This is a genomic window from Stenotrophomonas sp. YJH_SMC_138 (assembly GCF_059369855.1).
Map to the genome: position 1 here is coordinate 332,897 of NZ_JCAFTB010000003.1, position 21,139 is coordinate 354,035.

A 21,139-nucleotide genomic window follows, 5' to 3' on the forward strand; every position below is an offset into this window, starting at 1 on the left:
TGCCCGGATGCGCCCAGAAGCGCAGGCCGGTCACCTTCCGGTGTCGCAGTCGCCGGCGGTGCACCTGCCGGTCCTGTACACCCAGGTCCTTGAAGGCCTGAGGGTGATCGAAAACGGACGTTATCTGGATGGCACGTTCGGTCGTGGCGGTCATGCACGTGGCGTGCTCACCCAGCTCGGTCCCGAGGGGCGCCTGCTGGTCATGGACAAGGATCCGGAAGCCATCGCCGTTGCCGAGCGCGATTTCGCGCCGGACCCGCGCGTGTCCATTTTCCGGGGCAGCTTCGCCCAGCTGCTGCAGTGGGACGCGACGGCCGAAGGCCTGGACGGCGTGCTGTTCGACCTCGGCGTGTCGTCGCCGCAGCTGGACGTGGCCGAACGTGGCTTCAGCTTCGGCAAGGACGGCCCGCTGGACATGCGCATGGATCCGGACAGCGGTGAAAGCGCCGCGCAGTGGATCAACCGCGTCGAAGAGCGCGAGATCGCTGATGTGCTGTGGACCTACGGCGAAGAGCGCCAGAGCCGGCGCATCGCCCGCGCCATCGTGGCCCGCCGCGAGAAGCAGCCGTTCTCCCGCACCGCCGAACTGGCCGAGCTGATCGCCTCGGTGATGCCGCGTGGGAAGGACAAGATTCACCCGGCCACGCGCAGCTTCCAGGCCATCCGCATCCACATCAACCGCGAGCTGGCCGATCTGGAAGCCGGGCTCGATGCGGCGGTGGAACGGCTCAAGCCCGGTGGCCGCCTGGCGGTGATCAGCTTCCACTCGCTGGAAGACCGCATCGTCAAGCAGTACATGAACCGCCTGGCCAAGGCGCCGCCGGCCAACCGCCGGCTGCCCGAGGCGGTTGCGTTCGTGCCGACGCTGGACCTGATCGGCGGCGCCATCAAGGCCACGGACGAAGAGCTGGCCGCCAACCCGCGTGCCCGCAGCGCCGTGCTGCGCGTGGCACAGAAGCGGGGGGGCGATGCATGAGCCGGCTGCTGCTGATCATCCTGCTGGCCTGCACCGTCGCCTCGGCGATCGGCGTGGTGTTCGTGCGCCACCGCCACCGGCAGACCTTCATCGAGCTGTCGCGTGCCGAGCGCAAGCGCGATGACATCAACCTTGAGTTCGGCCGCCTGCAGCTGGAACAGGCCACCCTGGCCGAAGCCAACCGCGTGGACCGCATTGCCCGCGAGAAGCTGGGCATGAAGTTCCCCGAGGCCGCTGACATCGTGGTGGTGCGCCCATGAGCAAGACCGGCCGCAACCGCCCGCGCAACGCCTTCAACCTGCGCCAGCGCCTGCGCTGGGTCGCGCTGGCGCTTGGCCTGTGCTCGGTGTCGCTGGTGGGTCGCGCGGCCTACGTGCAGATCATCAACAGCGATTTCTACCAGCGCCAGGGCGAGGCCCGCTACCTGCGCGAGCTACCGATCAAGACCTCGCGCGGCATGATCACCGACCGCAACGGCGAGCCGCTGGCGGTGTCCACCCCGGTCGCCTCGATCTGGGTCAACCCGCAGGACCTGCTGCGTTCGCCCGAGCGCATCCCGGAGCTGGCCCAGGCGGTCGGCATGTCGGTGGATGAGTTGAGCAGCCGCCTGTCGCAGAAGTCGGACAAGGAATTCATGTACCTGCGCCGCCGGATCAATCCGGACGAGGCAGAGAAGGTGGTCGCGCTGAAGATTCCGGGCGTGGCCGCGCAGCGCGAGTTCCGCCGCTTCTACCCACAGGGCGAAGCGATGGCGCACGTGCTGGGCTTCACCAACATCGACGACCGCGGCCAGGAAGGCCTGGAACTGGCGTTCGACGAATGGCTGCGCGGCAAGGCCGGTGCCAAGCGGGTGATCCGCAACCGCAAGGGCGAGACCGTCGAAAGCGATCTGCTGCGCGCCGCCGAGCCGGGCAAGGACCTGACCCTCAGCATCGACCGCCGCATCCAGTACCTGGCCTTCAAGGAACTGCGCAACGCGCTGGTGGCCAACAAGGCGGCCGGTGGTTCGATGGTGATCATGGACGTGACCACCGGCGAGATCCTGGCCATGGTCAACCTGCCGACCTACAACCCGAACTCGCTGACCGGTGCGATCCCCGATACGCGCCGCAACCGCGCGGTGACCGACCTGGTCGAGCCGGGTTCGACGATGAAGCCGCTGACCATCGCCACCGCGCTGCAGGCCGGTGCGGTGACCAAGGACACCATCATCGACACCAACCCGGGCTACATGACCCTGGGCCGCTTCACCATCCGCGACGTGCCGCGCAACAACGGTGTGCTCAACGTGACCGGCGTGATCACCCGCAGTTCGAACGTGGGTGCGGCCAAGGTTGCGGCGAAGATGCCGGACCAGACCTTCTACGACGGCGTGCGCCGCTTCGGCTATGGCTCGGCGCCGCACAGCGGTTTCCCGGGCGAATCGGCCGGCGTGGTGATGCGTCCGGCACGCTGGTCGGGTACCACCAAGACCACCATGTCCTATGGCTATGGCCTGTCGGTCACGCCGCTGCAGATTGCCACCGCGTACTCGGCGCTGGCCAACGGCGGGCGCCTGATCGCGCCGACCTTCGTCAAGGGCCAGCGCAATGAAGGCCAGCAGATCATCGACGAGAACGTCGCCCGGCAGGTGGTGGCGATGATGGAAACGGTGGTCACCCAGGGCGGCGCCAAGCAGGCGGCGGTGCTGGGTTACCGCGTGGCCGGCAAGACCGGCACCGCGCGCAAGGCCGGCCCGGGCGGTTATGAGCGCGGCCATTACAACGCGCTGTTCGCCGGCGTGGTGCCGGCCACCAACCCGCGTTTCGCCACCGTCATCGTCATCAACGACCCGCAGGCCGGCAAGTTCTACGGCGGCCTGGTGTCGGCGCCGGTCTACCACAACGTGATGGAAGGCACCCTGCGCCTGATGGACGTGCCGCTGGACGACCTGCAGTCGTGGCTGGCCGCACAGCAGTCGGGCAAGGTCGGCCATTCGGCCTCGATCCTGCCTGCGCCGCCGGCCGAGACCGCGCTGCCGGTCGATGCCGCCGCTGAATTCGACGCTGCGCTGCCGAGCGCGCAAGCCCAGATGCCGCCCGCTACGGGAGGCACGCAATGAGTCCTTCGATGTTGCTTTCGCAGTTGCTTCCGGACGTGGCCCTGGCGGGTCATGATCCCGTTCTGACCGGCCTGGTGCTGGACAGCCGTGCCGTGCGCCCCGGCAATGCCTTCGTCGCCATCGCCGGTTTCGGCGCGCATGGCCTGGGCTTTGTCGAGCAGGCGCGCGCTGCCGGTGCCAGTGCCATCCTGTTCGAACCGCCGGCACCGGCCGATCTGCCGGCCCCGGCCGATGCGATCGCCGTGCCGGGCCTGCGCGCGCGCATGGGCGCGATGGCCGACCAGTTCCATGGCGCGCCATCGCGGGCGATGGCGATGGTCGGCGTGACCGGCACCAACGGCAAGACCTCCACCGTGCAGCTGCTGGCCCAGGCCTGGCATCTGCTCGGAACGCCCAGTGGCAGTATCGGCACGCTGGGTGCCGGACTTTATGGTGCGGTCGAGCCGACCGGCTTCACCACGCCGCTGGTGCTGCAGATGCATGCGCTTCTGGCGCAGCTGCGCGACGCCGGTGCGCGCGCGGTGGCGATGGAAGTCAGCTCGCATGCGCTGGACCAGGGCCGCGTGGACGCCGTGCACTACGACGTGGCGGTGTTCACCAACCTCACCCGCGACCATCTGGACTACCACGGTGACATGGCCAGCTACGGCGCGGCCAAGGCGCGGCTGTTCCATCGCCCGGGCCTGAAGGCCGCGGTGATCAATCTGGACGATGCCTTCGGCCGGCAGCTGTTCGCGGGCCTGCCGGCCGGCGTGCAGGCGATCGGGCTGAGCTCGCGTGGTGCCACCGACGCCAGCGTGCGCGCCGAGGCACTGCAGCTGGACGGTCGTGGCATCGCCTTCGAGCTGGTCATCGACGGCCAGCGCGCGGCGGTGCAGACGCCGCTGCTGGGCCGCTTCAACGTGGACAACCTGCTGGCCGTGGCCGGTACCCTGCACGCGCAGGGCCAGCCGCTGCCGCGTATCGCCGAAGTGCTGTCGGCGCTGCAGCCGATCCGCGGCCGCATGAACCGCCTGGGCGGTGAAGACGGCCTGCCGACGGTGGTGGTCGACTACGCGCACACCCCGGATGCGCTGGAACAGGCGCTGGACAGCCTCCACGGGCACCTGCAGGGCACGCTGTTCTGCGTGTTCGGCTGCGGCGGCGAGCGCGACACCGGCAAGCGCCCGCAGATGGCGGCGATTGCCGAGCGCCTGGCCAACCAGGTCATCGTCACCGACGACAACCCGCGTGGCGAGGATGGCGACGTGATCGTGGCCGACATCCTGGCCGGCTTCCAGAACGCCGATGCCGTGACCGTGCAGCGCAGCCGCGCGCGTGCGATCGGCCTCGCGGTGAAGCGTGCCGGTGCCGGCGACATCATCCTGATCGCAGGCAAGGGCCACGAGCCGTACCAGGAAGTGAATGGCGTGCGCCATAACTTCGACGACACCGAAGTGGCCGCCGCCGCACTGGCGGCCAAGGCCGGTGTGCTCAGCGCGCAGGCCGGGGAGGGTGCCGCATGAAGCGCACCCTGCTTTCGCTGATCGCACACTGGGCCGGTGGCGAGATCCACGGCGACGACGTGGCCATCGATGCGGTCAGCAATGACACCCGCAATCTCGGTCCGGGCAGTCTGTATGTGGCGCTGCGCGGCGAGCGGTTCGACGGCCATGACTTCGCGGCCGACGCGCAGGCGCGCGGTGCCAGTGCGCTGCTGGTCGAGCGCCTGCTGCCGGTCGAACTGCCGCAGGTGCTGGTGGCCGACAGCGAACTGGCGCTGGCGAAGATCGCCACCGGCATGCAGCGTGACCGTGGCACCGAGGTGTTCGCGATCACCGGCAGCAATGGCAAGACCAGCGTGAAGAGCCTGCTGCTGTCGATCCTGCAGCAGGTGGCCCAGCACGCGCACAAGGTGGTCTACGCCAACCCGGGCAACCGCAACAACGAGATCGGCCTGCCGCTGGCGGTGATCGATGCGCCGGAAGATACCGACTACGCCGTCTACGAGATGGGCGCCGGCAAGCCGGGCGACATCGCCTACCTGACCGAGATCGCCCGCCCGCGTTATGCGCTGGTCAACAACATCGCCCCGGCGCACCTGGAACGTATGGGCAGCCTGCTCGGCGTGGCGGTGACCAAGGGCGCGATCTACGCCGCGCTGCCGGCCGATGGCGTGGCGGTGATCAACGCCGACGATGCCTATGGCCGCTGGTTCGAACAGCATTTCATCAGCACCCCGGCGCGTTGCCGCGTGCTGCGCTATGGCCTGGAACACTCGGCGGACGTGACCGCGCGCGATATCCGCGCCGGTGCGCAGGGCAGCCAGTTCACTCTGGTCGCACCGGCCGGCGAAGCCCGCGTGGTGCTGGGCCTGCCGGGTCGCCACAACGTCAGCAATGCGCTGGCCGCCGCCAGCCTGGCGCTGGCCGCCGGTGTCGATCTGGCGCTGATTGCCGCCGGCCTGGCCGAAGCGCAGCCGGTGCCGGGTCGCCAGATCGCCCATCAGCTGCGCAATGGCGCGGTGCTGGTGGATGACAGCTACAACGCCAACCCCGGGTCGCTGGCCGCGGCCATCGATGCCCTGGCCGCGGCGCCGGAAGAGGGCTGGCTGGTGCTGGGCGACATGCGCGAGCTGGGCCCGGACGCGGAAGCGCTGCATGCGCAGGCCGGCATCCGCGCACGTGCTGCCGGCCTGAAGCGCCTGTATGCACTGGGCCCGCTCAGCGCCGCTGCCGCCTCCGCCTTCGGCGAAGGCGGCCGCCATTTCGCCACCCACGACGCGCTGTCGCAGGCGCTGAAGGACGAGCTGCACGCCGGCGTGCGCTGCCTGGTCAAGGGTTCCCGTGGCAGCGCCATGGACACGATTGTCAAAGCGCTGCTGGCGCAAGGAGAGGAATCCCCGCATGTTGTATGAACTGGCTCGATGGTTGCAGCAGTTGGAGAGCCTGTTCGGGCTGTTCAACTACCAGACGTTCCGCGCCATCCTTGCCGCGCTGACGGCCCTGTTCCTGTCGCTGTGGCTGGGCCCGGCGATGATCCGCAAGCTTGCCCAGTTCAAGGGCGGCCAGCCGATCCGCAAGGACGGTCCGCAGACCCATTTCTCCAAGGCCGGCACGCCGACCATGGGCGGTTCGCTGATCCTGCTCACCATCACCCTGTCGGTGCTGATGTGGGCCGACCTGCGCAACCGCTACGTGTGGCTGGTGCTGGCGGTGATGCTGTGCTTCGGCGCCATCGGCTGGTATGACGACTGGATCAAGATCGTCCGCCGTGACCCGAACGGCCTGAAGTCGCGCTGGAAGTACCTGCTGCAGTCGATCTTCGGCCTGGCCGCGGGCCTGTTCCTGTTCTACACGGCCGACGTGCCGGCGGCGCTGACGTTCTACATCCCGATGTTCAAGTCGGTCGCGCTGCCGCTGGCCGGCATCGGCTTCGTGGCCATCGCCTACTTCTGGATCGTCGGTTTCTCCAACGCGGTGAACCTGACCGACGGCCTGGACGGCCTGGCGATCATGCCCACCGTGCTGGTGGCCTGCGCGCTGGGCGTGTTCGCCTATGCCTCGGGCAACGTGGTGTTCGCCAACTACCTGCAGATCCCGCAGATCCCGGGCGCCGGCGAGCTGGTCATCATCTGTGCGGCCATCGCCGGCGCGGGCCTGGGCTTCCTCTGGTTCAACACCTACCCGGCCATGGTCTTCATGGGCGACATCGGCGCACTGGCACTGGGTGCGGTGCTGGGCACGATCGCGGTGATCACCCGCCAGGAGCTGGTGCTGGTGATCATGGGCGGCGTGTTCGTCATCGAAACGCTGTCAGTGATGATCCAGGTCGCCTCGTTCAAGCTGACCGGCAAGCGCGTGTTCCGCATGGCGCCGATCCACCACCATTTCGAACTGAAGGGCTGGCCGGAGCCGCGCGTGATCGTGCGTTTCTGGATCATCTCCGTCGTGCTCGTGCTGATCGGCCTGGCCACGTTGAAGGTGCGCTGAGATGAACGACCTGTCCCGCCAGGCAACACGCCTTGAAGCCATCGAAGGCAGCTACGACAAGTGGCTGCTGGGCGCGATCATCGCGCTCACCGGTGTCGGCGTGGTGATGGTGGCCTCCAGCTCGATCGCGCTGATGAGCAGCCCGTTCTATTACCTCAACCGCCACCTGATCTTCCTGGCGGTGGGTATCGTGCTGGCGGTCATTGCCGCCCGCACCGAGCTGAAGTCGATCGAGCAGTACAACCAGATGCTGCTGCTGGGCTGCTTCGTACTGCTGCTGGCGGTGTTCGCACCGGGACTGGGCAGCACGGTCAACGGTGCGCGCCGCTGGATCAACCTGGGCATTTCCAAGTTCCAGACGGTCGAAGCGGTGAAAGTGCTCTACATCGTCTGGCTGTCGAGCTACCTGGTGCGTTTCCGCGACGAGGTCAATGCGACCTGGCCGGCAATGCTCAAGCCGCTGGGCGTGGCCGGTGCGCTGGTGGTGCTGCTGCTGCTGCAGCCGGACTTCGGTTCCTCGACCCTGCTGCTGGCGATCACCGCCGGCATGCTGGTGCTGGGCGGGGTGAACATGCCGCGCATGTCGATGCCGGTGATCATCGGCCTGGTCGGCATGAGCGCGCTGGCGATCATCGAGCCGTACCGCATGCGCCGCATCACCTCCTTCCTGGACCCGTGGGCCGACCAGCAGGGCGACGGCTACCAGCTGTCCAACGCGCTGATGGCGGTGGGCCGTGGTGAATGGACCGGCGTCGGCTTGGGCAACTCCGTGCAGAAGCTGTACTACCTGCCCGAAGCGCACACCGACTTCATCTTCTCGGTCACCGCCGAGGAATTCGGTTTCCTGGGTACCTGCGTGATCGTGGCGCTGTATGCGCTGCTGGTCGGCCGCACCTTCTGGCTGGGCATGCGCTGCGTGGAAATGAAGCGCCACTTCTCCGGCTACATCGCCTTCGGCATCGGCCTGTGGATCAGCATGCAGACCTTCGTCTCGATCGGCGTGAACCTGGGCATCCTGCCGACCAAGGGCCTGACCCTGCCGCTGATCTCCTCCGGCGGTTCGTCGGTGCTGATGACCTGCGTGGCGATGGGCCTGCTGCTGCGCGTGTCGTATGAACTCAAGCGCGCCGAGCGCCGCCAGGCCGTGCGCATCGGTGGCGCCGAAGACGCCGCGGCCGAACCGATGGACAAGCCCGCCGCAGCGGTGGACGCCAGCGTGCCGATGCGTGCCGAGCCGGTCGCACCCGCGTCCGCTGCAGCGAGCGCCGCACGTGGCACCAGCCGCCTGCAGTCGCGCATCGAACCGACCTTCGGGAGGCTGTCATGAGTGCAGCCACCGAGAGTGGGCGCCCGGTGATGATCCTGGCCGGAGGCACCGGCGGTCACATCTTCCCCGGCCTGGCCGTGGCCCGCGTGCTGCGCCAGCGCGGCGTGCCGGTGACCTGGATGGGCGCCGACGGTGCGATGGAAACCCGCCTGGTGCCGCAGCACGACATCGCCATCGATACGCTGGCCATCACTGGCCTGCGCGGCAAGGGCAAGCTGGCCCTGCTGGCGGCGCCGTGGCGGCTGATGCGCGCGCTGCGCGCGGCCGGGCTCATCATCCGCCAGCGCCAGCCGCGCGCGGTGGTCGCTTTCGGTGGCTTTGCCTCCGGCCCCGGTGGCATGGCCACGCGCCTGCATGGCCTGCCGCTGATCGTGCATGAGCAGAACCGTGCGCCGGGCCTGACCAACCGCATCCTGTCGCGTTATGCGCGTCGCCTGCTGACCGGTTTCCCGGGCACCTTCGCCAAGGGCGAGGAGTTCGTCGGTAACCCGGTGCGCGCGGAAATCGCTGCCATCGCGCCGCCGGAACAGCGCTTCGCCGACCGGCAGGGCCCGCTGCGGGTGCTGGTGGTGGGCGGCAGCCAGGGCGCGCGTGCCCTCAATACCGGCGTGCCGCAGGCGATTGCCGCGCTGGGCGCCGGCCTGCCGGTGCAGGTGCGCCACCAGAGCGGCGAGAAGATGCATGCCGAAGCGGTGGAGGCTTACGCCAAGGCCGGTGTGCAGGCGGAAATCACGCCGTTCATCGCCGACATGGCCGAAGCCTTTGCCTGGGCTGACCTGGTTGTCTGCCGCGCCGGCGCGTCCACGCTGGCCGAGCTGTGCGCGGTCGGTGTCGGCAGCGTGCTGGTGCCATTCCCCGCTGCCGTCGACGATCACCAGACCCGCAACGCGGAGTACCTGGTCGAGCGCGGCGCGGCGGTGTTGCTGAAGCAGGACGGAACGCTGGCCGACGGCATTGCCGCACTGCTGCGCGATCTGTCCGAAAATCCCGCCCGCCGCATGCAGATGGCGCAAGCCGCGCGTGCCCTGGCCAAGGTCGATGCCGCCGAGCGCATCGCCGATATCATTCTCGAGGAAGCTGTATGAAGAAGGCATGCCACCGCGCCTGCCCTGCGCGAGGCCGCGCATGATCCGCCGCCTGCACGACACCAACGACCTGGTGCGCGCGTTCCCGCGCGTGCATTTCGTCGGCATCGGCGGCACCGGCATGAGCGGTATCGCCGAAGTGATGCTGACGCTGGGCTATGAAGTGTCCGGCTCGGACAACGCCGATAACGTTGCGACCCGCCGCCTGGCCAGCCTGGGTGCGCGCATCATGCGCGGCCACTCCGCGGCCAACGTGCTGGGCACCGACTGCGTGGTGGTCTCCAGTGCCATCCGCGAAGACAACCCGGAACTGATGGAAGCACGCAGCCAGCGCATTCCGATCATGCCGCGTGCGGCGATGCTGGCCGAGCTGATGCGCTTCCGCCGCGGCATCGCCGTGGCCGGTACCCATGGCAAGACCACCACCACCAGCCTGACCGCTGCGGTGCTGAGCGAAGGTGGCCTGGACCCGACGTTCGTGATCGGTGGCCAGCTGCTGGCCGCCGGTGCCAACGCCAAGCTGGGTGGCGGGCAGTGGCTGGTGGCCGAGGCCGATGAAAGCGATGGCAGCTTCCTGCGCCTGAACCCGCTGATGTCGATCATCACGAACATCGATGCCGACCACCTGGAAAACTACGGCAACGATTTCGCCCGCGTGCAGGCGGCGTTTGCCGAGTTCCTGCAGCGCCTGCCGTTCTACGGCCTGGCGGTACTGTGCATCGATGATCCGGAAGTCGCCGCGCTGGCCGCCAGGACCCCGCGCCACGTGATGAGCTACGGCATGAGCCCGCAGGCCGACGTGCGCGCCGAGAACGTGGTGCAGGAAGGGTCGCGCATGCGCTTCACCCTGCGCCTGCCGCAGGGCACCAGCCAGGAAGTGGTGCTGGCGCTGCCGGGCAGGCACAACGTGCTCAACGCGCTGGCCGCCGCTGCGGTGGGCTGGCAGCTGGGCGTGGCACCGGACGCGATCGCACGCGCGCTGGAGGGCTTCGCCGGTGTCGGCCGTCGCTTCAACGATCTGGGCGAGGTGACCACCGCCAGTGGCGCCAAGGTCCGCATCATCGACGACTATGGCCATCACCCCAGCGAGCTGGAGGCAGTGTTCGCCGCCGCTCGTGGTGGCTGGGCCGACAAGCGCCTGGTGGTGGCCTTCCAGCCGCACCGCTACAGCCGTACCCGCGACCAGTTCGACAAGTTCGCCGCCGTGCTGTCGAGCGTTGACGCGCTGGTGCTGAGCGAGGTCTACCCGGCCGGTGAAGAACCGATTGCCGGCGCCGACTCGCATGCGCTGGCCCGTGCCATCCGTGCGCGTGGCCGCAGTGAGCCGGTGGTGGTGGGCAAGGCCGCCGAGCTGGCCAGCGTGCTGCCGGACGTGCTGCAGGACGGTGACCTGCTGCTGATGATGGGCGCCGGCGACATCGGTGCCGTGGCCACCCATATCGCGGTGGAAGGTTTCAAGGGGGAGGGCCAGGCGTGAGCACGCTGACCTTCCCGCCGCTGCGCGTGACCGACCCGGCCGAGTTCGGCCGCGTCGCCGTGCTGCTGGGCGGCAGTTCCAGCGAACGCGAGGTGTCGCTGGATTCGGGCCGCAACGTGCTCGAAGCCCTGCAGTCGCGTGGCGTCGATGCGTTCGCGGTGGACGGCATTCCGGCGCTCGCCAGCGCGCTCGCCGCCGGTGGCATCGATCGCGTCTTCAACATCCTGCACGGCCACAACGGTGGCGGTGAGGACGGCATCGTGCAGGGCCTGATGGACGCCTTCGGCGTGCCGTACACCGGCTCGAACGTCCTGGGTTCGGCGCTGAGCATGGACAAGATCCGCACCAAGCAGGTGTGGCTGTCGCTGGGCCTGCCGACCCCGCAGTACCGCAAGGTCACTGCCGAGGACGTGCACGCCAATGCCGCCGAACTCGGCCTGCCGGTGGTGGTGAAGCCGGCCAACGAAGGCTCCAGCGTGGGCATCAGCCGGGTCACCGATGACGCCGGGCTGGATGAAGCGGTGGCCCTGGCCGCGCGCTACGACGGCCAGCTGCTGATGGAGCAGATGGTGGTCGGCGACGAATTGACCGTGGCCATCCTTGGCGACGTCGCACTGCCGTCGATCCGCATCGTGCCCAAGGGCCAGTGGTACGACTACAACGCCAAGTACATCGCCGAGGACACCCAGTACCTGTGCCCGGGCCTGGACGGTGGCGACGAAGAGGACATCCGGCGCATCGCGCTGGCCGCGTTCCGTGCCGCCGGGTGCCGTGGCTGGGGCCGCGTGGACGTGATGCGCGATCGCGACAGCGGCCGTTTCTTCCTGCTGGAAGTGAACACCGCGCCGGGCATGACCAGCCATTCGCTGGTGCCCAAGGCGGCCCGCCAGGCCGGCATCGGTTTCGAGGAACTGGTGTGGCGCGTGCTGGAACAGACCCTGGAGGCCTCGCACGCATGAACGCGGTGCTGCGCATCTTCGTCTGGCTGTTGGCGCTGTCGGTGGTTGCACTGCCGGTGGTGGCCGTGGTCAATGGCTGGGTCGGCGCCGAGCGCTGGCCACTGGCGAAGCTGCGCGTGCATGGTGAGTTCAAGCGGGTGCCGGCCGAACAGCTGCAGCAGGTGCTGCTGCCGTATGCGCGCGCCGGTTTCTTCGCGGTCAAGCTGCAGGACGCGCAGGACGCCCTGGAGAAGCTGCCGTGGGTGGAAAGCGCGCAGGTCCGCAAGCAGTGGCCGGACGTGCTGGAAGTGACCCTGGTCGAGCACAAGCCGTTCGCCCGCTGGGGTACCGACCGCCTGGTGTCCGAGCAGGGCAAGCTGTTCCCCACGCCGAAGAAGCTGTCCGACCTGGCGCTGCCGGAGCTGGATGGCCCGGACAGCCAGACCGCGGAAGTGATGAAGCTGTACAGCGACTCGCGTGCATTGTTCGCACCGGCCGGCGTCGATGTGCGCCGGGTGACGATGGACGCACGCGGCAGCTGGTCGCTGGTGCTGAGCAACGGCACCGAAGTGGTGGTCGGCCGCGACGACGCGCGCTCGCGCATGCAGCGCTTCGTCAAGGTACTGCCGCAGCTCAACCGTCAGGACGCGCCGATCGAGCGCGCCGACCTCCGTTACACCAATGGTTTCACGCTGAGCTGGGGTACCCCGGCCACGCCGGCGAAAACGCCGGCGACCCCGGCCAGAAGCACGCAGGAAAGGACATGAATCGCAAGGGTGACAAATCGCTGATCGTTGGCCTGGACATCGGCACCTCCAAGGTGGTGGCGCTGGTGGGCGAGTATTCGCCGGGCAACCCGATCGAAGTGATCGGCATCGGCTCGCACGAATCGCGCGGGCTGAAGCGCGGCGTGGTGGTGGACATCGAATCGACCGTGCAGTCGATCCAGCGCGCGGTGGAAGAAGCCGAGCTGATGGCCGGCTGCGAGATCCGTTCGGTGTACGCCTCGATTTCCGGCAACCACGTGCAGTGCAAGAACTCGCCGGGCATCGTGCCGATCCGCGACGGTGAAGTGACCTGGGGCGACCTGGATCGCGTGCTCGACGCGGCCAAGGCGGTGGCGATCCCGGCCGACCAGAAGATCCTCCACGCGATCCCGCGCGAGTACGTGCTGGACGATTCGCAGGAAGGCATCCGCAACCCGGTCGGCATGACCGGCGTGCGCCTGGAAGTGCATGCGCACCTGGTGGTGTGCGCGCAGTCGGCGGCGGCCAACATCAGCAAGTGCGTGCAGCGCTGCGGCCTGCAGGTGGACGACCTGGTGCTGTCCTCGCTGGCCTCCAGCGTGGCGGTGCTGACCGCCGACGAGCGCGAGCTGGGCGTGGTGCTGGTCGACATGGGCGCCGGCACCACCGACATCGCGGTGTTCGTGCAGGGTGCGATCTGCCACACCGCCTCGCTGCCGATCGCCGGCGACCACGTGACCAACGACATCGCGCACATGCTGCGCACGCCGACCCCGGAAGCCGAGCAGATCAAGGTGCGCTATGCCTGCGCCCTGGCCCAGCTGGCCACGGCCGAGGAGAGCATCCAGGTGCCGTCGGTGGGCGACCGCCCGCCGCGCCGCATGCCGCGCCATTCGCTGGCGCAGGCCGTGCAGGGCCGCTACGAGGAAATCTTCGAGATGGTGCAGGCCGAACTGCGCCGCTCCGGCTTCGAGGAGCTGGTGCGCGCCGGCATGGTGCTGACCGGTGGCGCGTCGAAGATGGAAGGCGTGGTCGAACTGGCCGAGGAAATGCTGCAGATGCCGGTGCGCGTGGGTATCCCGCAGCACGTCACCGGCCTGGGCGAAGTGGTCGGCAACCCGGTACACGCCACCGGCGTGGGCCTGCTGCTGATGGGCAGCCAGATCGAGCACCCGCGGCGGCCGTCGCTGCCCACCGGGCGCGCCGGAAGCATGTTCAAGAAACTCAAGACCTGGTTCCGCGGCGAGTTCTGACGCGGAACCCGTAAACCCGGGCCTCGCCCGGGCGCAACACCCGCAGTACCCGCATCACAACGCAGTACCGGCTACACACAACCCACACAGCCGCAACGTCGGCATGCAGCAGGACGGCAGGACGCCCGAATGCCCATGCCAGCCAAAGCGGATACAACGAGGACACGGACATGGCGCATTTTGAACTGATCGAAAAGATGGCACCCAATGCGGTGATCAAGGTGGTTGGCGTGGGCGGCGGCGGCGGCAATGCCGTGGCGCACATGGTCAACTCGGCGGTGGATGGCGTGGAATTCATCACTGCCAACACCGACTCGCAGGCCATCAAGAATTGTGGTGCCAAGCTGCAGCTGCAGCTGGGTACCAACGTGACCAAGGGCCTGGGCGCAGGCGCGAACCCGGAAGTCGGCCGCCAGGCCGCGCTGGAAGACCGTGAGCGCATCATGGACGCGCTGCAGGGCGCCGACATGGTGTTCATCACCGCCGGCATGGGCGGCGGCACCGGTACCGGCGCTGCGCCGGTGGTGGCACAGCTGGCCAAGGAAATGGGCATCCTGACCGTGGCCGTGGTCACCAAGCCGTTCCCGTTCGAAGGCCGTCGCCGCATGCAGGTGGCGCTGAAGGGCATCGAGGAACTGAGCCAGCACTGCGACTCGCTGATCACCATCCCGAACGAGAAGCTGATCACCGTGCTGGGTCGCAACGCGACCATGATCCAGGCCTTCCGCGCTGCCAACGACGTGCTGCAGGGCGCCGTGCAGGGCATCGCCGACCTGATCGTGCGTCCGGGCCTGATCAACGTCGACTTCGCCGACGTGCGCACCGTCATGTCCGAAATGGGCCTGGCGATGATGGGTACCGGCACCGCCCGTGGCGATGACCGCGCCCAGGCCGCTGCCGAATCGGCGATCCAGAACCCGCTGCTGGACGATGTGAACCTGGCTGGTGCCAACGGCATCCTGGTCAACATCACCGCCGGCGCCGATTTCACCATGGCCGAGTTCGACGAGATCGGCCGCACCATCGATGGCTTCGCTTCCGAAGATGCCACCGTGGTGGTCGGCACCGTGCTCGATCCGGACATGCAGGACGAAGTGCGCGTGACCGTGGTGGCCACCGGCCTGAACCGCGTCTCGGCCAGCAAGACCCAGCGTCCGGGCGAGCGTGCGCCGATCAAGCTGGTCCGCAACGCCACCACCGGCCAGCCGGAGTTCGGCGAGTTCGACAACGGCGGCGATGCCGTCTCCAAGGCGGTGGGTGGCATGGGCCTGGGCCTGCGTCGCGCCAGCAGCGATACCGCAGCGGCCTCCGCCCCTTCGGCCCCGGCCGCTTCGGCCCCGGCGGCGGCGGAACTGCCGAACGATTACCTGGACATCCCGGCGTTCCTGCGCCGCCAGGCGGACTAAGCGGGGCGGCCCGGGGTTGTCCTCCCCGGGTTGCGCCACCATGTCCTGAAAACGCGGGCGCCGGGCCAGGATGGGCCCGGCCGCCCTGCTTCACGCGCTTTCCAGCGGCGTGCCGGTGGATCCTGCCGGTGGCTGCAACTGGCGTTTCAGCCGGGGTAGGGGAGTGCGCGTGTTAATCTAATGTGTCACTTCCGGTCCATCCCCCATGATCCAGCAACGCACCCTCAAGAACACGATCCGCGCCACCGGCGTTGGCCTGCACAGTGGTGACAAGGTCTACATGACCCTGCGCCCGGCACCGGTCAACCATGGCATCGTGTTCCGCCGCGTGGACCTGGACCCGGTGGTGGAGGTGCCGGCCAAGGCCGAACTGGTCACCGAAGTGACCCTGTGCACCGGCCTGACCTGCAACGACGCAAAGATCCAGACCGTCGAACACCTGATGTCGGCGCTGGCCGGCCTGGGTGTGGACAACATCATCGTCGAACTGTCCTCGGCCGAGCTGCCGATCATGGACGGTTCGGCCGGCCCGTTCGTGTTCCTGCTGCAGTCGGCGGGCATCATCGAACAGGATGCGCCCAAGCGCTTCATCCGCGTGCTCAAGACCGTGGAGGTGACCGAGGGCGACAAGGTGGCCCGTTTCACCCCGTACGAGGGCTACAAGCTGGGCTTCACCATCCAGTTCGACCACCCGATGATCCCGGCCAAGCAGTCGCGGCAGGAAATCGAGTTCTCGACGCTGGCCTACACCAAGGAAATCTCCCGCGCGCGCACCTTCGGTTTCATGCGCGACCTGGAATACATGCGCGAGCGCAACCTGGGCCTGGGCGGTTCGATGGACAACGCCATCGTGCTGGACGAGTTCCGCGTGCTCAACGAAGACGGCCTGCGCTACGCCGACGAGTTCGTGCGCCACAAGATCCTTGACGCCATTGGCGACCTCTACCTGGCCGGTGGCCAGGTGCTGGGCGCCTACGAGGGCTTCAAGTCCGGCCACGCGCTCAACAACAAGCTGGTGCGGGCCCTGATGGCCGACGCCAGCGCCTGGGAATGGGTCAGCTTCGACTCGCCGACCACCCCGGATCCGGTGGAATATGCCACCCCGGCCTACGCCTGATTCCGTAGATCGTTGAATTTCAAGATAAAAACGCCGCCTTCCAGGGCGGCGTCGTTGTTTCCGGCGCTTGCGGCGCATTCAGCGTGCTTGAAAGGCGTCAAGGCCGGTTCAAGGTCACGGTTTTGTGAACCTGTTGGATCGGAAGCCTGAATTTAACGAAGTTTTAACTTCAATCTAACGACAGGCCTCCGGATGGCCGCTAGGATGCGACCCGGCCCCCGAAATGTTTCACGCCGTGGTGACACGCGCGACGGGGAGCGGAGCCGGATGCTCCGTTGCCATCAGGATCGCTTCTTCGGCTTCGAGGGAACGTCCTGCAGGCAAGCCAAGGCGTCGCGTAGCCCTTTGTGCGTGGCGGCTGAAACTGCGTGGGGGCCATTCCGGTTGTCGATCGCTGGGGAGCGTGAGGGAGTGGTGGACGCAGTCTTGATGGTCACCCTGGTGGCCTTCAGCCCGATGGAACGGGCCGCGTCGAGCAACTGGGCTTCGGCAAGCCGCAACTTGGCATGCCAGACCGGGGACTCGACGAGAAAAACGAGGTGTTCCCCGTCCACATTGGCCAGCCGGCAGCGGCTGCGCAGAGGTGGCGGCAACTGGGGGCGCAACTGCCGGTCCAGCGCGTCGAGCCACAAGGCCCGACGCAGCGGGTTCCCGCTTTTGTCCGCCATTACCGCATCCAGCGCCGGTTTCGGCACTGACGCGGGGCGAACGCTGGATTTCGGCTCAGACATGAAAACTCACTGATGGCATTCAAAAAGATCGTAATCAAAACGCGTGAAGGACAGGCCAAGGCGTCGCCGATCACGCGTTTGCGGTTCTATTTCGAGGACCGCCCCCGCGCCCTGCTGGGCAGCGTGCTCGGGGTAGGCTGCATTATCGGCCTTGCCGGCGGCATTGGCGCCAGTGCGCTGAATGATTCGCGCCTGCAGGCCAAGGTCGAGCGCCAGGATGCGGAGCTGGCCAAGGTCAAGCGCGATGCGCAGACCCAGGTCAACGCGCTGGCCGCCCGCCTCGGCGAGCTGCAGGCGCAGGCCACCCGCCTGAACGCCCTCGGCGAACGGCTGACCCAGATGGGCAAGCTGGAAGATGGCGAATTCGACTTCAACGAGACCCCCGGCCTCGGTGATGGCGACGCCGGCGGCCCGACCAGCGACATCCCGGTCAAGGACGTCAACGCCGACTTACAGGTGCTGGAGCAGCGCTTCGCTGCTTCAGGCCGCCAGTTGTCGGTGATGGAATCGCTGATGTTCGACCACCAGCTGCAGCAGAACGCCGTGCCGTCGCGCATGCCGATCCGCAACAGCTACGTGACCTCCGGCTTCGGCACCCGTGCCGACCCGTTCGGCCGCGGCGCCGCCACCCACAAGGGCATGGACTTCCACGCCAAGGTCGGTGACCCGGTGATGGCCGTGGCCGAAGGCGTGGTCAGCTTCGCCGGTGTGAAGGGCGGCTATGGCAACGTCGTCGATGTCGACCACGGTAACGGCTATGTCACCCGCTACGCGCACAATTCGCGCCTGGTGGTGAAGGCCGGTGACCTGGTCCGCGCCGGCCAGGAAGTGGCCAAGGCCGGTTCCACCGGCCGTTCGACCGGTGCCCACGTGCACTTCGAGGTGTGGGAGAACGGCAACGTGGTCAACCCGCGCAAGTTCCTCGGCGACGGCGGCAACACGCCGGTCGGCCGCGTCAGCCGCGGCTGATGCCCGGGTCGGATTCCTTCCGCGCCGCGGAAGGGCTCTGACCCGATTCGGTTGAGGGCTGGGGTCAGAGCCCTTTCGCCATGGCGAAAGGGGTCCGACCCCGCATCCGTGTTTCTTTGCCGAATCCGGGGCGATTGCGACCGGATTGGCGCTTGAAACCTCAGCCGCCCGTCCCAAGCTACAATGGGTGTTGCCATCGACAGGGCGCCAGGCGCCCTGTTTCGTTTGCGGCGGACGGATCCCAAGGGGGAGGCCGGGCGTCGTGTCCATCCAACCCGGTTCCTTCAATGATCAACAGCCTGCTTACCCGCGTATTTGGCAGTCGTAACGAACGACAGCTGCGCCAGCTCAACCGCATCGTCGCCAAGATCAATGCGCTGGAGCCGGAGATCGAGAAGCTTTCCGACGAGCAGCTTCAGGCCAAGACGCCGGAGTTCAAGCAGCGCATCGCCGGCGGTGAAGCCCTGGACAAGGTGCTGCCGGAAGCGTTCGCGGTCTGCCGCGAAGCCGGCCGCCGCGTGCTGGGCATGCGCCACTACGACGTGCAGCTGATCGGCGGCATGGTGCTTCACCTGGGCAAGATCGCAGAAATGCGCACCGGTGAAGGCAAGACCCTGGTGGCGACCCTGCCGGTGTACCTCAACGCGCTGGAAGGCAAGGGCGTGCACGTGGTCACCGTGAACGACTACCTGGCCCGCCGCGACGCCGCGCAGATGGGCAAGCTGTACAACTGGCTGGGCCTGAGCGTGGGCGTGGTGTACCCGGGCATGCCGCACAGCGACAAGCGCGAAGCCTACGCGGCCGACATCACCTACGGCACCAACAACGAATTCGGCTTCGACTACCTGCGCGACAACATGGCGCTGTCCAAGGCCGACCGTTACCAGCGCGGCCTGCACTACGCCATCGTCGACGAAGTCGACTCCATCCTGATCGACGAAGCGCGTACCCCGCTGATCATCTCCGGTCCGGCCGATGATTCCCCGGAGCTGTACATCCGCGTCAACCGCGTCGTGCCGCACCTGGTCAAGCAGGAAGCGGAAGACGGCGAGGGCGATTTCTGGGTCGACGAGAAGGGCAAGCAGGTGCACCTGTCCGAAGCGGGCATGGAGCACGCCGAGCAGCTGCTGGTTGAAGCCGGCATCCTCGACGGCGAGACCGAAGGCCTGTACGCGGCGCAGAACCTGACCGTGGTCCACCACCTCAACGCCGCCCTGCGCGCGCACGCGATCTACCAGCGTGACGTGGACTACATCGTGCGCGACGGCGAAGTGGTCATCGTCGATGAATTCACCGGCCGCACCCTGGCCGGCCGCCGCTGGTCCGATGGCCTGCACCAGGCGGTGGAAGCGAAGGAAGGCGTGCCGGTCCAGCGCGAGAACCAGACGCTGGCCAGCATCACCTTCCAGAACCTGTTCCGCATGTACAAGAAGCTGTCCGGCATGACCGGTACGGCCGATACCGAAGCATTCGAGTTCCAGAGCATCTACGGCCTGGAAGTGGTGGTGATCCCGACCAACCGCCCGACCATCCGCAAGGACAGTCCGGACCAGGTGTTCCTCAACCGCAAGGGCAAGTTCAATGCGGTGCTGGCCGACATCGAAGAGTGCGCCAAGCGCGGCCAGCCGGTGCTGGTGGGTACCACCTCGATCGAAACCTCGGAAATGCTGTCCGAGCACCTGAGCAAGGCCGGCGTGAAGCACGAAGTGCTCAACGCCAAGCAGCATGACCGCGAAGCGACCATCGTCGCCAACGCTGGCCGCCCGGGCGCAGTGACCATCGCCACCAACATGGCCGGCCGCGGTACCGACATCGTGCTGGGCGGTTCGCTGGAAGCCGAGATCCACGCCCTGGGCGAGGACGCGACCGACGAGCAGAAGGCGGCGGTCAAGGCCGAATGGCAGAAGCGCCACGAGGCAGTGAAGGCGGCGGGCGGCCTGCACATCGTCGGCACCGAGCGCCACGAATCGCGTCGTATCGACAACCAGCTGCGCGGCCGTTCGGGCCGCCAGGGTGACCCGGGTTCGTCCCGCTTCTACCTGTCGCTGGAAGACAACCTGATGCGCATCTTCGCCTCCGACTGGGTGCAGAAGGCCATGCGCATGATGGGCATGAAGGAAGACGACGTCATCGAGGACCGCCTGGTCAGCCGCCAGATCGAAAAGGCGCAGCGCAAGGTCGAGGCCCACAACTTCGACATCCGCAAGAACCTGCTGGACTTCGACGACGTCAACAACGACCAGCGCAAGGTGATCTATGCCCAGCGCGACGAGCTGCTGGATGCCGAGTCGGTGAAGGCGAATGTCGATGGCATCCGCGACGACGTGATCTTCGACATCGTGGCGCGCTTCGTGCCGCCGAACTCGATCGACGAGCAGTGGGACCTGCGCGGCCTGGAAGCGACCCTGGAGTCGGACTTCGGCCTGCAGATGTCGCTGACCGACCTGGTCAAGGAACACGAAGAACTGGACGCCGAGGCCATCGCCACCAAGGTCCAGGAGCGCGTCAACCAGCACTTCGCCGAGAAGGAAGCCGGCCTGGGCGAAGAAACCATGCGCGCGCTGGAGAAGCACGTGATGCTGACCGTGCTGGACCAGAGCTGGAAGGAGCACCTGGCGCGCATGGATTACCTGCGCCAGGGCATCTACCTGCGTGGTTACGCGCAGAAGCAGCCGAAGCAGGAATACAAGAAGGAAGCCTTCGAGCTGTTCTCGGACATGCTGGAGAACGTCAAGCGCGAAGTGGTGACCCTGCTGGCCCGCGTGCGCATCCGCAGCGACGAGGAAGTGCAGGCGCTGGAAGCGGCCGAGCGCCAGCAGGCGCAGGCGCGCCTGAGCCAGTCGCAGTTCCAGCACCAGGATGCCGGCGGTTACAGCGCCGACGAGGAAGCCGCGCAGGTCGAAGCCGCCCAGCAGGGCGTGGCCACGCTGCAGCGCGACGAGCCGAAGATCGGCCGCAATGATCCGTGCCCGTGCGGCAGTGGCAAGAAGTACAAGCACTGCCACGGCCAGCTGAGCTGACCCCGGAAGGCCCCGCGCAAGC

16 protein-coding genes and 1 pseudogene are annotated in these 21,139 nt (G+C 67.5%); 16 read left to right on the forward strand and 1 reads right to left on the reverse strand.

Annotation, left to right across the window (positions count from 1 at the left end; all coding sequences use genetic code 11):
* Nucleotides 1–7 precede the first annotated feature (7 nt).
* The 14 genes and pseudogenes from rsmH (at nt 8) to lpxC (ending at nt 16,397) form a co-directional block, all read left to right on the forward strand.
* Entirely contained in the window at nt 8–976 is a 969-nt protein-coding gene (gene rsmH / locus AC5P7I_RS09605) for a 16S rRNA (cytosine(1402)-N(4))-methyltransferase RsmH (RefSeq protein WP_014645936.1), read from the forward strand.
* Nucleotides 973–1,236, forward strand: a complete 264-nt coding sequence (gene ftsL / locus AC5P7I_RS09610) for a cell division protein FtsL (RefSeq protein ID WP_005415286.1) — start codon at nt 973–975, stop codon at nt 1,234–1,236. Before rsmH ends, ftsL begins: the two co-directional genes overlap by 4 nt.
* Nucleotides 1,233–3,077 (forward strand): peptidoglycan D,D-transpeptidase FtsI family protein, encoded by a 1,845-nt coding sequence (locus AC5P7I_RS09615; RefSeq protein WP_262087890.1) that lies wholly within the window; start codon nt 1,233–1,235, stop codon nt 3,075–3,077. The genes ftsL and AC5P7I_RS09615 overlap by 4 nt, the downstream gene beginning before the upstream one ends.
* A complete protein-coding gene (locus AC5P7I_RS09620) occupies nt 3,074–4,582 on the forward strand; it encodes a UDP-N-acetylmuramoyl-L-alanyl-D-glutamate--2,6-diaminopimelate ligase (RefSeq protein WP_262087889.1) in 1,509 nt (502 codons plus the stop codon). Before AC5P7I_RS09615 ends, AC5P7I_RS09620 begins: the two co-directional genes overlap by 4 nt.
* The gene (locus AC5P7I_RS09625; protein ID WP_262087888.1) at nt 4,579–5,973 is read left to right on the forward strand and encodes a UDP-N-acetylmuramoyl-tripeptide--D-alanyl-D-alanine ligase; all 1,395 of its coding nucleotides are present in this window, start codon (nt 4,579–4,581) and stop codon (nt 5,971–5,973) included. Before AC5P7I_RS09620 ends, AC5P7I_RS09625 begins: the two co-directional genes overlap by 4 nt.
* Nucleotides 5,963–7,048 (forward strand): phospho-N-acetylmuramoyl-pentapeptide-transferase, encoded by a 1,086-nt coding sequence (gene mraY, locus AC5P7I_RS09630; protein WP_004154219.1) that lies wholly within the window; start codon nt 5,963–5,965, stop codon nt 7,046–7,048. Before AC5P7I_RS09625 ends, mraY begins: the two co-directional genes overlap by 11 nt.
* Nucleotide 7,049: 1 nt before the next feature.
* The gene (gene ftsW, locus AC5P7I_RS09635; protein WP_014645940.1) at nt 7,050–8,375 is read left to right on the forward strand and encodes a putative lipid II flippase FtsW; all 1,326 of its coding nucleotides are present in this window, start codon (nt 7,050–7,052) and stop codon (nt 8,373–8,375) included.
* Complete coding sequence (murG, locus tag AC5P7I_RS09640) at nt 8,372–9,460, forward strand: undecaprenyldiphospho-muramoylpentapeptide beta-N-acetylglucosaminyltransferase (protein ID WP_049406067.1); 1,089 nt, start codon at nt 8,372–8,374, stop codon at nt 9,458–9,460. The genes ftsW and murG overlap by 4 nt, the downstream gene beginning before the upstream one ends.
* A 40-nt stretch (nt 9,461–9,500) precedes the next feature.
* Nucleotides 9,501–10,937, forward strand: a complete 1,437-nt coding sequence (gene murC, locus AC5P7I_RS09645) for a UDP-N-acetylmuramate--L-alanine ligase (RefSeq protein WP_014645942.1) — start codon at nt 9,501–9,503, stop codon at nt 10,935–10,937.
* Complete coding sequence (locus tag AC5P7I_RS09650; RefSeq protein WP_014645943.1) at nt 10,934–11,896, forward strand: D-alanine--D-alanine ligase; 963 nt, start codon at nt 10,934–10,936, stop codon at nt 11,894–11,896. The genes murC and AC5P7I_RS09650 overlap by 4 nt, the downstream gene beginning before the upstream one ends.
* A pseudogene (locus AC5P7I_RS09655) lies at nt 11,893–12,570 on the forward strand (cell division protein FtsQ/DivIB); the annotation flags it as partial. The gene AC5P7I_RS09650 and the pseudogene AC5P7I_RS09655, both read left to right, overlap by 4 nt.
* Before the next feature lie 68 nt (nt 12,571–12,638).
* Nucleotides 12,639–13,874, forward strand: a complete 1,236-nt coding sequence (ftsA, locus tag AC5P7I_RS09660; protein WP_005408083.1) for a cell division protein FtsA — start codon at nt 12,639–12,641, stop codon at nt 13,872–13,874.
* A 170-nt stretch (nt 13,875–14,044) separates the two neighbouring features.
* Complete coding sequence (ftsZ, locus tag AC5P7I_RS09665) at nt 14,045–15,280, forward strand: cell division protein FtsZ (protein WP_005415297.1); 1,236 nt, start codon at nt 14,045–14,047, stop codon at nt 15,278–15,280.
* A gap of 205 nt (nt 15,281–15,485) precedes the next feature.
* The gene (gene lpxC, locus AC5P7I_RS09670) at nt 15,486–16,397 is read left to right on the forward strand and encodes a UDP-3-O-acyl-N-acetylglucosamine deacetylase (RefSeq protein WP_049440195.1); all 912 of its coding nucleotides are present in this window, start codon (nt 15,486–15,488) and stop codon (nt 16,395–16,397) included.
* A gap of 281 nt (nt 16,398–16,678) precedes the next feature.
* On the opposite strand, the gene AC5P7I_RS09675 is transcribed toward lpxC, so the two are convergent.
* Nucleotides 16,679–17,128, reverse strand: coding sequence for a DciA family protein (locus AC5P7I_RS09675; protein ID WP_032956682.1), 450 nt, complete (start codon nt 17,126–17,128; stop codon nt 16,679–16,681).
* A gap of 12 nt (nt 17,129–17,140) precedes the next feature.
* Here AC5P7I_RS09675 and AC5P7I_RS09680 point away from each other — a divergent pair, with 12 nt between their 5' ends.
* Both AC5P7I_RS09680 and secA read left to right on the forward strand, forming a co-directional pair.
* Nucleotides 17,141–18,097: a M23 family metallopeptidase gene (locus tag AC5P7I_RS09680; RefSeq protein ID WP_014645946.1), complete on the forward strand. Its 957-nt coding sequence runs from the start codon at nt 17,141–17,143 to the stop codon at nt 18,095–18,097.
* A 287-nt stretch (nt 18,098–18,384) separates the two neighbouring features.
* On the forward strand, nt 18,385–21,117 hold the full coding sequence (gene secA / locus AC5P7I_RS09685; RefSeq protein ID WP_014645947.1) for a preprotein translocase subunit SecA: 2,733 nt from the start codon (nt 18,385–18,387) through the stop codon (nt 21,115–21,117).
* Nucleotides 21,118–21,139 lie beyond the last annotated feature (22 nt).

Excerpts from the sequence above, each read along its gene's own strand:
- rsmH (WP_014645936.1), top strand. The coding sequence starts at position 8 with ATGCGCCCAGAAGCGCAGGCCGGTCACCTTCCGGTGTCGCAGTCGCCG.
- ftsL (WP_005415286.1), top strand. The coding sequence starts at position 973 with ATGAGCCGGCTGCTGCTGATCATCCTGCTGGCCTGCACCGTCGCCTCG.
- AC5P7I_RS09615 (WP_262087890.1), top strand. The coding sequence starts at position 1,233 with ATGAGCAAGACCGGCCGCAACCGCCCGCGCAACGCCTTCAACCTGCGC.
- AC5P7I_RS09620 (WP_262087889.1), top strand. The coding sequence starts at position 3,074 with ATGAGTCCTTCGATGTTGCTTTCGCAGTTGCTTCCGGACGTGGCCCTG.
- AC5P7I_RS09625 (WP_262087888.1), top strand. The coding sequence starts at position 4,579 with ATGAAGCGCACCCTGCTTTCGCTGATCGCACACTGGGCCGGTGGCGAG.
- mraY (WP_004154219.1), top strand. The coding sequence starts at position 5,963 with ATGTTGTATGAACTGGCTCGATGGTTGCAGCAGTTGGAGAGCCTGTTC.
- ftsW (WP_014645940.1), top strand. The coding sequence starts at position 7,050 with ATGAACGACCTGTCCCGCCAGGCAACACGCCTTGAAGCCATCGAAGGC.
- murG (WP_049406067.1), top strand. The coding sequence starts at position 8,372 with ATGAGTGCAGCCACCGAGAGTGGGCGCCCGGTGATGATCCTGGCCGGA.
- murC (WP_014645942.1), top strand. The coding sequence starts at position 9,501 with ATGATCCGCCGCCTGCACGACACCAACGACCTGGTGCGCGCGTTCCCG.
- ftsA (WP_005408083.1), top strand. The coding sequence starts at position 12,639 with ATGAATCGCAAGGGTGACAAATCGCTGATCGTTGGCCTGGACATCGGC.
- ftsZ (WP_005415297.1), top strand. The coding sequence starts at position 14,045 with ATGGCGCATTTTGAACTGATCGAAAAGATGGCACCCAATGCGGTGATC.
- lpxC (WP_049440195.1), top strand. The coding sequence starts at position 15,486 with ATGATCCAGCAACGCACCCTCAAGAACACGATCCGCGCCACCGGCGTT.
- AC5P7I_RS09675 (WP_032956682.1), bottom strand. The coding sequence starts at position 17,128 with ATGTCTGAGCCGAAATCCAGCGTTCGCCCCGCGTCAGTGCCGAAACCG.
- AC5P7I_RS09680 (WP_014645946.1), top strand. The coding sequence starts at position 17,141 with ATGGCATTCAAAAAGATCGTAATCAAAACGCGTGAAGGACAGGCCAAG.
- secA (WP_014645947.1), top strand. The coding sequence starts at position 18,385 with ATGATCAACAGCCTGCTTACCCGCGTATTTGGCAGTCGTAACGAACGA.